Origin of the sequence: Nocardia fusca NBRC 14340, assembly GCF_001618425.1 — a bacterium.
Lineage (GTDB): Bacteria > Actinomycetota > Actinomycetes > Mycobacteriales > Mycobacteriaceae > Nocardia > Nocardia fusca.
In genome coordinates, this window is the sequence record NZ_BDCU01000041.1 from 25,834 (window position 1) to 40,010 (window position 14,177).

The following is a 14,177-nucleotide window of genomic DNA, read 5'->3' on the forward strand; positions in this document are numbered from 1 at the left end:
CGGCCTACCGCTCGGCGGGTCGCCACGTCGCCACGGCCCAGATCGCTACCGCGCACACCAGAATGATCACACCGGCCCAGGCGGGCGAATGCGGTAGCCACAGGAAATTGGCCACGATGGTCGCCGCCGCGATGACGACCGCCGCCGTCCGGGCCCACGCGGCGCCGACGATGAGCGAGATACCGACCGTCGCCAGCACGATGCAGTAGCTGAGGTGCACCCATCCCCAGATCGCCGGGGTCATCCGATAGGAGTAGTACGGCGGAGACGCCGGATACGGGTCGCTGCTCAGGGCCGCAACGCCTTCGGCCGCGCACAGCACAGAAATGACGACAAACAGCACCGCGAGCGATACCATGCCGGCCGCGGCCACCGATCGCCGACTGGGAACTGCGGTATGCGCCATCGCGCGACTCCTGTCTTCGCCGCTGTACCGGGTGGGGACCGCCCGGTCCGGCACGATCTGGTTCCCCCGCCACGCCGCGCTCACGGTGTGACGATCGGGAACTGCGGATCCGGAGCCTCCAGCAACTCGATGAACGTGTCGAGCAGGCTCCGGTCACCGGTGATCGTCACACCGTCGAATCCTCTTCCGCTCACCGCGTTCAGCAGCTGTTCCTTGGTGAGCGTCAGCGTGAGGTCCGCGGGTCCGACGGCGGGCGCGTCGGGTGTCGGGGCGCGATGGGTGAGCGCGCCGTGGGACAGGGTGATGCGGTGGACGGCGTCCTCGTCGGTCAGTTCCCAGTCCATGGTGAATCCGGCCGCGGCGGCGCGCGGGCCGTCGATCCGGACCGCGAGGGAGTCGATGATCATCTCCGGTGTCAGCGCGGTCATCATCTCGGGGCTCGCCGATTGGATCGGGGTCGGGGTCGGGCCCTTCCGCAGTTCCTGGGCGCCCGTCAGATAGAAGTTGCGCCAGGTGCCGTTCTCGGCGCCGTGGCCGAGCCGGTCGTACACCTGGGCCAGTGTCTCCTTGGCATCCTCGTGGCCGGGCTCGGCGAACACGGCGTGGTTGAGCAGGGTGGCCGCGAACCGCAGGTCACCGGCGTCGGCGTATTCCCGCCCCTTGGCGACGAGCGCCTCGATCCCGCCGTAGTCGGCGACATACCGCTGCGCCAGCGCGACCGGCGGATGCTCCCACAGATGCGCCGGATTACCGTCGTACCAGCCCATGTACCGCTGGTAGATCGCTTTGACGTTGTGGCTGGTGGAGCCGTAGTACCCGCGGTTCGCCCAGACCTTGTCGAGCGCGGGCGGGAATTCGAACCGTTCGGCGATCTCCGGCCCGGTGTAGCCCGCGTTGGTCAGGCGCAGTGTCTGATCGTGGAGGTAGGCGTACATATCGCGCTGGTTCGCCAGCCAGGTGGTCCAGTGCTCCCGGCCCCAGGTCGGCCAGTGGTGCGAGGCGAACGCCACATCGGCCTTGTCGCCGAACCGGGCAATGGCCTCGTCGAGATATTGTGCCCAGACCCGGGAATCGCGGACCACCGCGCCGCGCAGGGTCAGCACATTGTGCATATTGTGGGTCGCGTTCTCGGCCATACAGAGTGCGCGCCGATCGGGGAACAGGAAATTCATCTCGGCCGGGGCCTCGGTGCCCGGGGTCAGCTGGAACACCATCCGGACCCCGTCGATCTCCTCTTCCTGGCCGGTGTGCGTGATATCGACGGTGGGCGGGATCAGGGTGACGGTCCCGGTGGAGGTCGTCATCCCCAGTCCGGCCCCGATCTGACCGTCGGGCGCCTTCGGGAGCACCGCGCCATACATGAAGACGGCCCGGCGGTTCATGGCATTGCCGGCGTACACGTTCTCGCTCACCGCGTGTTCCAGGAATCCGGCAGGCGCCAGGATGGGCACCGGCGGATGACCGGCCGGCACCGCCGCCCGCGCGCCGGCGAAATGGTCCGCGTGCGAATGGGTGTAGATCATGCCGGTGACCGGCCGGTCACCGCGTTGCGCGCGGTACAGGGCCAGGCCCGCGGCCGCGGTCTCCTCCGACAGCAAGGGATCGATCACGATGACACCGTCGCGCCCTTCGACCAGCGTCATATTCGACAGGTCCAGATTACGGACCTGGTAGATGCCCTCGGTCACCTCGTACAGCCCCTGTTTGCTGCACAGCTGCCCCTGCCGCCACAGGCTCGGGTGCGCGGTGTCCGGGCAGTCGCCGTCGAAGAATTCGTAGGCGCCGATGTCGTAGACCACCGAGCCGTCCGCGGCCGTCACCACCGGCGGATCGAGTTCGGCCATGAACCCGCGCGTCGCGTTGCCGAAGTCGGCGGTGTCGTCGAAGTCCAGTTCCGTGGTCATCGTTACCTCGCGATCTGTCGGCCGGCTCTCGGTTTCCGGCGCGGCAGAGTTCCGCCGCCGCGGAGGTCCGGGCTCCAACGGCGGTGTCGGCGCACCGGAATACCCACGCTAGGCACCCGCGGCCACCCGCTGTATCACCTACGACGGGTGAACTGCCCGCTCGGCTCATATGCCGGGCCGCACGACCCGCGCGGCGGAGGCGGGAGTGGGCGAGGAGGCCCGGTGCTCGTCGCCGGTCCGGGGTCATCCCCGGCGGGTGATGCCCGCGGCCCGGCCGCGGCGGAGACTGCGCAGTGTCGCGACCGACTGTCCACCGGAGGATGTGATGACCGACCGCGAACCCAAGCCCTCGCGCCCGGTTGACAACCGGGCAGACACCCGAACTGCGCGGCCCGGCCCTAACGGGCCAGAAAATGCCAGCCCAGCCATGCCCATACAAGAACCGCCAGAACTCGCAGCGCCCGCGATCGCAGCAGCAGACGGAGCGTCTGCCCGAGCGGGGTGAGGCGGGTGGGTAGGCAGCGCGCAATGAGCTCCGCCGCCAGCCCGACGGCAGCGAGGGCGGCGAATCCGATAATGATCACCAACCGGTCGGTCATCGCAGCAGCCACCACCCGATGGCCAGCCACAGCAGCCAGCCGGCCCAGCGCCCCGGGCCTTGTTCCAGCGTGGTGTCGAGCAGTGTGGACAAGGTGGGATGGGAAGGGTCCGGCACGCGCCACGACGACTGCCGGGACAGTGCGAACAGCTCCCAGACCGATATCGCGAGGGCCAATGGGGACCACAGTAGTAAGCCGTTGCGTAGCCGCGGATCCGCGGGTAACGGCTCGTCGGGGCGTCGGAGGGCATGCACAAGCAGGAGAATCGACGGTGCCGCAACCAGTGCTGTCGCTGCCCAGCCGAACGGGCGGGTTTGGGCAGCGAGTGTGGCGAGGGCAAGACAGCTGACAACGGGCACGGCCCACCGAACGAACTGCCCGCGGGGCGCAGGGGTCGGCTCAGCCGTCACTTTTCGCAGTCTACGACCCGGGGTCGCCGTAGTAATGGTTCGGCGGTTACTACCGCGACCCCATGACGGGGGATCATCGTTGGTTCTTCATCTTCCTTGGTGAGGTCGGGCTCAGTCAGGAATGGCTCCGAGACTCATGTTGGCTATGGTCCCGGCGATGCCGCTTGCCCGATCCGAGGCGATGAACGCCACGACCTCGGCCATTTCCTGAAGGGTTGGCAGGCGCTTGCGGTGAGTTCGCTCCGCGACCATGTGCTGGAACTGCTCGCGGGTGACGCCATGCGCCTTGGCATGGATGCCGAAGACCTCTTCGATCGTGCCGCTGTCGGGCATGCCCTGCGTCCGGACGCCCGCCACGCGGACGCCGTGCGGCGCAAACTCGACCGAGAGGTCCCTGATCAGTGCCTCCTCGGCCGCCATGGCCACCGCCACGCCGCCCATAAGGGGATTGGCGATGCGCGAGGGAATCGAGGTCACCGTCATGATCACGCCCGAGCCTTTGGCCGTCATGTGCCGGCCGGCAAGGCGCGCGGTCAGGAAGTTGGCGCGCACGTGCTCGGTGATTGGCCGCATGAAGTCCTCGACCGCGAGATCGACGAGCGGAACGCCCTGCAGCGTGGTGTTGCGCAGCCCGACGGCGTTGAACGAGATGTCCACGCCGCCCGCCTTCTCGATCACCGCGTCGAGGTGTTCTGCCACAGCCGTCTCGTCGAGAGCGTCGACCTGCGTCGCCTCGGCCGCGCCGCCTCCGGCGGCGATCTCCTTGGCCACTGTCTCCACCTTCGAGGCGGTACGTCCGGCGAGAAAGACCCGGGCCCCCTCGCGCGCGAACGTACGGGCGACGGCGTGGCCGATGGCGCCGCCGGCTCCGTAGATGACGGCGTTCTTGTCCTCGAGCAGCAAATTCGTGCTCATTGATGTGGTCCGCCCTTTCCGTTACAGGTTCTGTGCCGCGGGAATCAGCGCCGCGTTCTCGCGTTCGAGCGCCTTGACCGTGCCGCCGTTCCAGCTGTCGGCGAACGCCTGCGAGAAGGGGTCGGGGAAGATTTCGTCGTGGCCCTTGTCCACTCCGTCGAATATGGCTTGGGCAACTGACGATGGTGACGCCTTCGGGATCGGGAGATCGCGCACCATATCGGTGTCCACGGGACCGGCCAGCACGGCATGGACGTGTACGCCCTGACCGGCGAGGGTGGCACGCAGGGACTGTGTCATGGAGAACGCGGCGGCCTTGGAGATCGAGTAACCAGGACTGACTGGCAACGCCGCCAACGCCGCCATCGACACCACGTTGACGATCGCGCCCCGCGACTCGATGAGCCGGGGCAGGAGGGCCTGTGTAACGCCGTACGGGCCGAAGAGGTTGACTGCGAGATACTGCTCCAGGGCGGCGCGATCAGCGAAGTCTTCGTAGCCTCCCAGGCCCGCATTGTTGACAAGGACATCGAGCGAAGCAACGGCCTCGCCGGCGGCGGCGATCTGTTCGGCGTCGGTCACGTCCAGGGCCAGGGGCGTGACGCGCTCGTCGGGGTGGGTCAGGGGCTGCCGTGTGCCTGCGTAGACCCGTGTGGCGCCCCTGCTCAAGGCTTCGTCGACCAAAGCCCGTCCGAGGCCTCGGTTGGCTCCGGTCACCAGAACCGTTTTGTCCGCGAGAGTCATGTCTTCTCCTATCAGGCGAATGTGAACCGTCGATGGTGCAGACACCCCGACCTCGAGAAAATGGGCGGGCATGGAGCGCCCAGTTTGCGGCCCGGGCAGTGTCACCACACAGAGAAGACCGACAGCGGCGAGCCTGACACCAGGTAGGGGTGATGACACGTGACCGCGAGCGACCTGATCGCGAGGGCGCGGGCCGGGGACGACGAGGCGTTCCGACAGCTGACCGAGCCGCACCGCCGGGAGCTGCACCGACACTGCTATCGGATGCTCGGCTCGTTCCAGGACGCCGAGGACGTGCTCCAGGACACGCTGCTCGCGGCGTGGCGCGGTCTCGACCGGTTCCAAGGGCGTTCCTCGATCCGTACCTGGCTGTATCGGATCGCCACCAATCAATGTCTCAACGCGCTTCGCTCGGCCGCCCGGCGCCCGGCAAAGGAGTGGGATGTGCCCGAGATCGAACCCCCGGAGCCGACCCGGCGTGGCGAGGTGGTGTGGCTGGAGCCGTATCCCGACGCGCTCCTCGCCCCTGCGATCGCTATGCCGCTCGGCCCGGAAGCCCGCTATGAGCAGGCCGAGTCCATCTCGTTGGCTTTCATCACCGCGCTGCAGATCCTCCCCGCGCGCCAGCGCGCCGTTCTGATCCTGCGCGAGGTGCTCGGATACCCGGCAGCCGAGGTCGCGGACATGCTCGACTCGACGGTCGAATCGGTCAACAGCGCCCTCAAACGAGCACGCGCCACGCTGCAACGGCGACTCCCGTCGAGTACGGACGCCGATTCGCTTCCCTCGCCCGCCTCACCCGCCGAACAGGCACTCGTAGCGAGGTTCGCCCGCGCCTACGAATCCGGTGATGTAGATGCCTTGGTCGCTCTACTCACCGACGACGTTCGCATCTCCATGCCGCCCATGCCCCTCGAATATGTCGGCCGCGACGCCGTCGCCGGCTTCTACGCCGCGCTCATGAGCGCCGACCGGACGTACCACATGGTGCCTACGCGGGCCAACAGCCAACCGGCATTCGGGGCCTATTTGCGCTCGGCAACCGACGGCATCCGACGCGGGACCGGACTTCTCGTCCTCACGCTTGCCGGCGACCGGATCAGTGCCGTGACCCGTTTCGACAACAGCGTATTCCCGTGGTTCGGGCTCCCCCGATCCCTTCCCCACCGCTGATTTCTGCCATCAGCCGCCTCCCACGAAAGCCGGATCAATAATGATGGCCACGCACGATCAGACACGCCTCGGAAACCGAAAACCGTAGGACGGTGGAATCCTGAAACGCGGAGCCGGGAAGCTATCTCATCGCTTGCTCGGTAGCTCCGCCTCCGCAGCGACGGCCGCGGAGGCGGTGCTGGTGGCTTCGGCGACGACGGCAGATACTCTCCGAGAACGGCGCTGCCACCACAGCAGCACTGCGGTCGAGGCGAACGGCACGGCGACGAAAGCCACCGCGGTGACGGTCAGGTCTGGATCGTGCAACTCCATCTGGGTCCAGGCTCCGCTGAAGAACTGGGCCGTCACCTGGAATGCCGTGTGGAAGCCCATACAGGACCAGAGGCTGCCGGACACCACGCGAAGCGCACCCAGCACAGTGGCGAACAGCGCGAACAGCACCGTGCGATCGACCGAGACCTGGCCGCCGTTCAGCGCGCCCCAGGCGGTGAACAACGCCGCCTGTCCCACGGCCGCCCAGACGGGCGCGAAACGGCCCGCCAGGACGGCGAAGAAGTATCCGCGGAACACCAGTTCCTCGGGTATCGCCTCGTAGAGCAGTACGAGCGTGGTGAGTCCGAGCAGCGTGACAGCGATCTCGGCCACCGGCGCCCGTGCGGTCAACTCGGCCCATCCTGCCCCTACCAGCACAGCGAGCGTGAGCAACGCCGGGACCGCCCAGCAGGCGGCACCGGATACGAACTGTTTCCCCCCGAGCCGCCACCCGGTGAGCCCCAGGTCGGACCAGCGGAGCCGAACGGGGAACCGCAGCATCAGCGCGATCAGGGGGATCACGAACAGCGTCGCCCCCACGGCCCGCACGATATGCGCGCCACGGGTGTACTCGGTACCGGTGACTGCGCCCACCCCGTCGATGAGCAGCATCCACCAACCGGTGACAGCCGCGAATACCAGGAGAATTCCAGCGGATACGGCGGCGCGGGTCGGACGGTCGGCGGTCGGCGTCTCCATATGCCGACCGTATAGTCGGCGTCCGCCAGTGCGCGTCCTCCGATGGGAGGACTCCGCGCCACCCCCGCTACCGCAAATAGTTTTGCCGCCGGCGCCGTCGGTGCCAGGTATCGAGCCGGTGACCGGGAAACGTCCGGCACCGTTCGAGACCAATGGCTGAGCCCGCCGGTCAGTCGATGCCTTCGATGATGCGGAAGTCGCGCTCGACGCCGTCGGGGAGGGCCACCAGCGCCTTCTGGTATGCCTCGCTCTCGTATGCCGCGACGGCCTGTTCAAAGCTGTCGAACTCGATCAGAACGACGCGCTGCGTGATTCCGGCCTCGTGGGCGACGACCCGACCGCCACGGGACGGGAGGAGGGACAGGGTGCGCCCGCCCCCAGCCTGGACAGCCGGACCGGCCAGCTTGTCGTAGGCAGTCAGCCTCTCAGGGGCGGAAATGGCGGGGTAGACACTGACCCAGTAGCCCTTGGCCATGGAAATCTCCTGTGTTCGGCCGGACACGTCCGACTTCGAATCGACACTCGGACCGATCGATCCCGGCGACCGGTACTGCGGTCAGTTGAATCGTCATATGCGCAGGTTAGGGCTTGATGTGCGGTCGAGGGAAAGACCGGTACGGGATAGGCTCAGAACGGATCGTTATCAATCGGCAGGGAGAGCACATGGCGCCGGATACGGTGAGCCTGCGGTACTTTCTGGTGCTGGCGCAGGAGTTGAACTTCACCCGCGCGGCCGCACGGATCGGTATCGCACAGCCCGCACTCAGTGCCCGGATGCGCCGATTGGAGGCGGAACTCGGTACGGCCCTGCTGGTCCGAAACACACGTAGCGTTGTACTGACCACGGCCGGTGCGGCTTTGGCGGAGTCCGCGCCGTCCGCGCTGGCGGCGCTGGACCGGGCATGGGACACCGCCCGGAGCGCGGGGGCCGGTGAACTGGGCACGCTGCGCATCGGATACAGCCTCAGCGCGGGGGCCGAGACGGCACCGGCCCTGGTGAACAGGCTGATTCGCGGCAACAGCGGACTCGAGCTCGGCGCGGTCCCGATGGCGACACCGGAGATCTCTCCCGCGGTCGCCGACGGCCGCATCGATGCCGGGATCACCCGCGGTGAACAGCCGGGCCGTGGCGTGCGCCGGTTCCTGCTGCGGAGTGAGCGCGTCGGGGTCCAGCTGGCGCAGCACCATCCGCTGGCCGAACACCCGGAGATCGAGATCGCCGACGCGGCCGCGTATCCGCTGCGACTCCCGGGCCGTGCGGCAAACCCCGTGATCCACGATCAGCTATCCGCACTGTTCCGCGACACTCGACCACACCCCCGATTCCACACGCCCGCAGTATCTTTCGACATGTCTCAGCGCGACCTGCGCGACGGGGTCACCCTCGCCCCGGCCGGAGAAACCGCGGCCACGGCACAACCGGCCGGTCTCACCTGGCGACCGCTGCGGGGCGCGCCCAGCCTGACGTTCCACCTGGTCCTCCCACGCGAGCAGTCGCCACTACACCGCCGCATCCGTGCCGTCGCCAAAACCCTGGCGCACGAGCTGCACTGGCTGCCGGACTGACGCGCGAGAGGTCAAGCGAGACGGACGTCTGCGGTGGCGAGGCCGAAGACCTTGCACCCGGCGGACTTCGCGGTGATGACGACGGCGGTCTTGCTGAATATCCGACACGACCTCGCTACACCGGCGGATCAGCATCCGATGATGGCCCCGGGTCCGGTCCGAGTCGTACACCGCGGCCGACTTCCCCGCCGACCAGATGCTCCCGTTCTTCGCCGACTGCGCCCGGCGCGCCGAGGAACTGCGGCAAGCGGGCGCCGAGGTGGTATTCGTCGCCGGCTGCGAGATCAGCGCCTTCTGCGGCGGCTTCATCCCGGGGGGATACCTATATGGCCACCACGATCGGGATCGGTGAGATCGCCACTCCCACCGCCAACGGAAGCAGATCACCCAGGACCACCACGCACCGGTCTCAGGTCTGCGGCTGCCAGGTCGCGATCGCCCAGATCACGACGATGTTCAGGGCGATGATCAGAACCGACCACCACGGGTAGTAGGGCAGCCACAGGAAATTCGCCAGGATCGAGAGCGCGGCGATACCGATCGCCAGGCCGCGACCCCAGGTCGTTCCCGTGAGGAGCCCGAGCGCGCTGATGATCAGCACGATCCCGAGGACGAGATGGATCCAACCCCAGGTCGTGATATCGAATTCGTAGGCGTAGTTCACGCCGACGACGAACAATTCGTCCTCGGCGACGGCGGCGATTCCTTCCAGTACCGACAGCGCGCCGACGGTCAGCAGCAGAATCGCCGCGGCGATCGAGGTACCGGCCGCGACGCCCTGCCGGACCGGGGACGGGCCGGAGGTGCTGGTCATCGGCTCCCGTGCAGTTGTCATCTCCACTCCTTCCGAGCGCAGGTGTGCGTCGACTCTCGCGTGGGCGCGCGGGGTTCACCTCACCCGTCGCGGGTGAAAACCGGGTTCAGGACGCCGGTCCGGCGGCCGGCGCCTCATCGTCCGGTTCGGTGTCGGGTGCCCGGTCACTGATGAGAACGTCCATCCAACGGGTCGACGGATCGATATCGAACAGCAGCGCCTTCGCCAGCAGCGTGAGCGGAATGGCCAGCAGCGCCCCGAGCGCGCCCAGCACCCAGGACCAGAACACCAGGGAGAGGAAGGTGACCGTGACACTCAGACCGACCGCGTCGCCCACGAACTTCGGCTGGATCACCGACTGCACCACCACGTTGAACACGCAGTAGAGCACGATCACCCACACCATCCGCGAGAAACCGCCGTCGAGCAGGGCCAGCAGCGCGGGCGGGATCAGCCCGATCACGAATCCGATGTTCGGGATGTAGTTGGTGATGAACGACAGCAGTCCCCACAGCACCGGGAACGGGACCGCGAGCAACCACAGCGCCACACCGTCGAGTACCGCCACGATGAGCCCGAACACCGTCGAGACGATCAGGTATTTGCGGGTACCGGCGGCGAAGGTGCCCAGCGCGTGCGAGATATCGGGCCGCATTCCGGCCACCACGGCCATCCGGCGTCCGATGGTCGTTCCGTCGAATGCCATGAACAGCAGCAGGGCCAGCACGAACAGCAGGTTGGAGAAAACCCCGGCGAGTTCGCGCAGCGCGCCCTCGAGCACCTCGACCAGTTTGCCGAAGTCGAAACCGCTCAATGCCTGCTGGATCCGGTCCTGGTCCACATCGAACCGTTCCAGCAGCGAGCGGAACTGATCGAACAGTGCGGAGAACTGGTCGGAATAGTCCGGGAGCGCGGTCGCCAGCTGGGCGGCCGACAACGCCAGCGCCGCGACCAGCCCCAGGAGCACCGAATACACCACCGCCAGGGCCGCGATCATCCCCATCCAGGCCGGTTTGCCGCGGCGCTGCAGCCGGGTCTGGATGGGCTGCGCCGCGATCGCGAACATCAATGCCAGGAACACCGGGCCGAGCACACCGGAGAACGCCTTCGCTCCGGTGACGGCCACCACCGTGGCCGCCGCGACGAGCAGCACGATCAGGCCGCGGGGGATCGCCCACTGCGCCGGGCGGGCACTCTCCGGTCCGTGCCCGGCGCCTTCCGGTCCGGGCCCCGCGGCCTCCGGTGCCGGCCCCGGCCCCTCGGGTCCCGAGCCTGCATCCTCCGGCCCCGGCCCGGCGCCCTTCGATACAGGATCGCCGGAGCCCGGAGCGGGTCCGGTCACGACATGGCCTTGGCCTTGAGCCGTTCGAATTCGCTCTCGGTGATCGTGCCCTCGGCCAGCAGCCGCTTCGCCTCGGCGATCTGGGCGGCCGGACTGGTACCGGCGGTCTGCTGGATGTACTTCTTCTGCGCCGCCTCGATCTGCTCGGCTTCCGCGGCCGAGCGCTCCGTCATGCCCCGGCCGCGCACGATCAGGTACACCAGGGAGGTCAGCAGCGGCAGCACGATCAGCAGCACCACCCAGATCGCCTTGACCCAGCCCGAGGTGTGCTTGTCCCGGAACAGATCGCCGATGATGTAGAAAAGCAGCAGCAGATAGGCGACGAACGCGAAACTCACCACGATCAGCCAGAGCACTTCCCAGAAGGACATCGTGCACCTCGTTCGCTGTCGGAGACAGAGTCCCCGCCAAGCACCGGGGACCTGTCCACGCTATGGCTGCCGCCGAGCCGCCCGGCTCACCCGATGCGGATGATTTCACCCGGATACGCCCTGGTAACAGGTTGGTTCACGACCGGCTGGAAGCCCTCGCGGCTCCGGTAGCCTTTGGCCGAGTGCGTGCTAGTGCTGTTTCGGACGACGTCTTCGGGAGGCACCGTGACCACTTCGCCAACACTGGATCTGACGGGTCGCCCGGTATCGCGGGCCCGGGCCCACTCGCCCATCCCGGTGCTGCCCTTCACCCCGGTGTCCCGGCCACGATTGCACTCGGCGCTGGACGCGGTGGCCGACGGCGGCAACGGCGGGGTCCTGCTGATCTGCGGCGCGGTGGGGATAGGCAAAACCGTGGCCGTCGCGGACTGGGCCGCACGCCGGCTGCCCCGCTCCCATCACGACACGCGGATCGCGTGGGTCACGATCCGCGAGCAGACCGGGCTGTGGGCCGAGCTGCGCGCCCGGCTGGGCAGTTCCGGGCCGGGCGCCGGACATCCCGCGGCGGGAGTCGGTGAGGCCGAGGCGGTGATCGCCGCACTCGCCGACGAGGACGCGCCCACCGTCCTGGTGATCGACGACGCCCACCTGATCACCGACCCGCTCGCGCTGGCCGGGCTCGAATACTTCCTGCAGTACGCGCCGCCGACAGTGACGACCGTGGTGTGCGCCCGGTTCGAGCCCCCGATCCGGTGGCATCTGCTGGAACTGCACTCCCGGCTGACCCGGTGGAGCGGCCCGGACCTGGCGTTGTCGCCGGAGGAGGCCGCCGGCCTGTGCGCCGAGCACGGTTGCGCGCTGGACCCGGAGTCGCTGGACGCGCTGATGTCGCTCACGCGGGGCTGGGCCGCGCTGGTCCGGATCGCGGCGATCTATCTCGCCGCCCACGACGGCGCGCACCGCGACGCCCTGACCGCGCTCGCCCGGCCGCCGCACGCGTTCACCGACCTGCTGGTGGGCGAACTCATCGACACCCTCTCCCCGGCGCTGCGCCAGTTCCTGACCTGCACCAGCATCGTGGAGGAGTTCACCGAGGAACTCGCCGACGCCATGGTGGGCGGCGGTTCCGCGCACTGCCTCTACGAACTGGACCGGATCAACTTCCCGATGACCTCGCTGACGCGGGGCGGCAAGGTCTGGCACACCTACCATCCGATGTTGCGCGCGTACTTCCTCGCCGAAGCGAACCGGCTCGGCACCGACCTGTGCTCGGATCTGCGGCTGCGCGCCGCGCGTCAGCTGATGTCGGCCGGGGAACTGCGCGCCGCGCTGCCCCATCTGCTCACGGTGGCCGATCACCGGCCGCTGGCCGGTTTCCTCGCCGAGCACGCGCTGGCCCTGGTGTTCGCGGGCGACGGTGCGGCACTGTTCGATTCGCTGGCCGATACCGCCCCCGATGTCCTGGCCGACCCGTATCTGCGGTTGCTGCAGGTCACCGATGCGCTGCTGCACGGGGACAGCGGTTCGGCACAGGCCTACCGCGACAGTGCCCGGCGGCTCGCCGACGACGACCCGCTCTCGCTGGCCGGACCGCACCGGCTCGAGGCGCTGACCACCGCGGTGGACGCCGAACTTGCGGTGGCGACGGGGAGCTCCACCGAAACCGGTGTGTTCCCCGACCGGATGCCGCCCGCCGACCGGCCCGATCTCGACGGCTACCTCGCGGTGACCACCGGCACGGCGCTGGCGTTGCGCGGCGAGCTGGCCCGCGGCGAGGAACGATTACGGATCGCGCTGAGCCGCACCAGGTCCCGCTGCCATCCCCGGCTCCGGCTCATCGCGGTGACCAGGCTCGCGGTCACCGCGGGCCTGGCCGGATCGATCACGACCATGCGCCAGCGCGCCGAACGGGCCTGCGCCATCGCCCGCGACCACGATCTGCTGGACCTGCCGGAAACCGTGCACGCCACCGCTCTGGAGGCCTACGGCGCCTATCTGCAGGGCACCGAACCGCAGCCCGGGCACATCCGGATTCTGTGCGCAGAGCACATCCGGCGCGACGGTACGCCGGGGCCGGTGGCCGGCTGGCTCCCGCATGTGGTGGGCAGTCTGCTGGACTGCCGGCGTTCGGCAGACCGGGGCGCCGCCGCGGAACGGCTGCGCCGCAGTATCGGCCGGCTGCTCGACGCCGACCCGCCGCCCGCGCTCAGCGGGGGCCTGGTCGGCGCCGCGGTATGGGCACTGCTGGAGGCGGGTGAAACCGCCACCGCGCAGCATCTCACCGAACGCGCCCGCACCGTGCTGGGCCGCACCCCCGATACCGTCCTGTCCGGCGCCGCCCTCACCGCCGCCTCCGGTAACCATCACGGTGTCGTGCTTCAGGTCGAACCGCTGCTGACGGCCACCCCGAACCTGCACCCGGTCACCCAGCTGACCGGCTGGCTGCTCTACGCCCGCGCCCACCACCAGCTGGGCAATGATTCCAAGACCCGCGAAGCCGTGGACAACGGCCTGTGCATCGCCGCCACCCACCGGATCACCCGTCCGTTCTTCGACGTTCCGGGCACCATCGAACTGCTCGACTACTACGCGGGCTGCTTCGGGCATCGCAGCGCGTTCGCCGATTCGGTGCGCGCCGGACATCAGGTCCGCCGGCGGGCCGACCATCCCGCGCTCACCGCGACGGAGCTGACGGTCCTGCGCCAGCTGCCCTCCGGCCGGACCACTCAGCACATCGCCGACGACCTCGGCGTTTCCATCAACACCGTGAAAACCCATATGCGCGGCATCTACGCGAAACTCGGCACCAGTTCCCGGATGGAAACCCTGCAGGAGGCGCGCCGCACCGGTCTGCTCTGACGCGGGCCGGGTTCACCCGGTGCGGACGATGCGCCACACCGCGCGACCGGCGCACACTCGAAT

14 protein-coding genes are annotated in these 14,177 nt (G+C 68.4%); 3 read left to right on the plus strand and 11 right to left on the minus strand.

Annotation, left to right across the window (positions count from 1 at the left end; genetic code table 11):
• Positions 1-4 precede the first annotated feature (4 nt).
• The 6 genes from NF4_RS26100 to NF4_RS26125 form a co-directional block, all read right to left on the minus strand.
• Positions 5-406: a DUF7144 family membrane protein gene (locus NF4_RS26100; protein ID WP_063814719.1), complete on the minus strand. Its 402-nt coding sequence runs from the start codon at positions 404-406 to the stop codon at positions 5-7.
• Between the two features lie 80 nt (positions 407-486).
• Positions 487-2,310, minus strand: coding sequence for an alkyl/aryl-sulfatase (locus NF4_RS26105; protein ID WP_063130034.1), 1,824 nt, complete (start codon positions 2,308-2,310; stop codon positions 487-489).
• Positions 2,311-2,708: 398 nt separating this feature from the next.
• Complete coding sequence (locus NF4_RS26110) at positions 2,709-2,909, minus strand: DUF6186 family protein (protein WP_063130035.1); 201 nt, start codon at positions 2,907-2,909, stop codon at positions 2,709-2,711.
• Positions 2,906-3,163: a hypothetical protein gene (locus NF4_RS26115; protein WP_157120602.1), complete on the minus strand. Its 258-nt coding sequence runs from the start codon at positions 3,161-3,163 to the stop codon at positions 2,906-2,908. Before NF4_RS26115 ends, NF4_RS26110 begins: the two co-directional genes overlap by 4 nt.
• A 267-nt stretch (positions 3,164-3,430) precedes the next feature.
• On the minus strand, positions 3,431-4,234 hold the full coding sequence (locus NF4_RS26120; protein WP_063130037.1) for an SDR family NAD(P)-dependent oxidoreductase: 804 nt from the start codon (positions 4,232-4,234) through the stop codon (positions 3,431-3,433).
• A gap of 21 nt (positions 4,235-4,255) precedes the next feature.
• Positions 4,256-4,978, minus strand: a complete 723-nt coding sequence (locus NF4_RS26125) for an SDR family NAD(P)-dependent oxidoreductase (protein ID WP_063130038.1) — start codon at positions 4,976-4,978, stop codon at positions 4,256-4,258.
• A 159-nt stretch (positions 4,979-5,137) separates the two neighbouring features.
• Between NF4_RS26125 and NF4_RS26130 the strand changes: the two genes are divergently transcribed.
• Positions 5,138-6,151, plus strand: a complete 1,014-nt coding sequence (locus tag NF4_RS26130) for a sigma-70 family RNA polymerase sigma factor (RefSeq protein ID WP_063130039.1) — start codon at positions 5,138-5,140, stop codon at positions 6,149-6,151.
• A 126-nt stretch (positions 6,152-6,277) separates the two neighbouring features.
• Here the strand turns inward: NF4_RS26130 and NF4_RS26135 are convergent, their stop codons facing one another.
• Positions 6,278-7,162, minus strand: coding sequence for a CPBP family intramembrane glutamic endopeptidase (locus NF4_RS26135; protein WP_157120603.1), 885 nt, complete (start codon positions 7,160-7,162; stop codon positions 6,278-6,280).
• A 169-nt stretch (positions 7,163-7,331) separates the two neighbouring features.
• Positions 7,332-7,637 (minus strand): DUF1330 domain-containing protein, encoded by a 306-nt coding sequence (locus NF4_RS26140; protein WP_063130040.1) that lies wholly within the window; start codon positions 7,635-7,637, stop codon positions 7,332-7,334.
• Between the two features lie 188 nt (positions 7,638-7,825).
• Here NF4_RS26140 and NF4_RS26145 point away from each other — a divergent pair, with 188 nt between their 5' ends.
• Complete coding sequence (locus tag NF4_RS26145) at positions 7,826-8,728, plus strand: LysR family transcriptional regulator (protein ID WP_063130041.1); 903 nt, start codon at positions 7,826-7,828, stop codon at positions 8,726-8,728.
• 409 nt (positions 8,729-9,137) lie between these two features.
• Here NF4_RS26145 and NF4_RS26150 read toward each other — a convergent pair whose 3' ends face one another.
• The 3 genes from NF4_RS26150 to NF4_RS26160 form a co-directional block, all read right to left on the minus strand.
• Positions 9,138-9,563, minus strand: coding sequence for a DUF7144 family membrane protein (locus NF4_RS26150; protein WP_063130162.1), 426 nt, complete (start codon positions 9,561-9,563; stop codon positions 9,138-9,140).
• Positions 9,564-9,648: 85 nt separating this feature from the next.
• Positions 9,649-10,884, minus strand: coding sequence for an AI-2E family transporter (locus tag NF4_RS26155; RefSeq protein ID WP_084533469.1), 1,236 nt, complete (start codon positions 10,882-10,884; stop codon positions 9,649-9,651).
• Positions 10,881-11,255, minus strand: a complete 375-nt coding sequence (locus NF4_RS26160; protein WP_063130042.1) for an SHOCT domain-containing protein — start codon at positions 11,253-11,255, stop codon at positions 10,881-10,883. The genes NF4_RS26155 and NF4_RS26160 overlap by 4 nt, the downstream gene beginning before the upstream one ends.
• A 225-nt stretch (positions 11,256-11,480) precedes the next feature.
• Here NF4_RS26160 and NF4_RS26165 point away from each other — a divergent pair, with 225 nt between their 5' ends.
• Positions 11,481-14,114, plus strand: coding sequence for a winged helix-turn-helix domain-containing protein (locus NF4_RS26165; protein WP_157120604.1), 2,634 nt, complete (start codon positions 11,481-11,483; stop codon positions 14,112-14,114).
• The last annotated feature ends 63 nt before the right edge of the window (positions 14,115-14,177 follow it).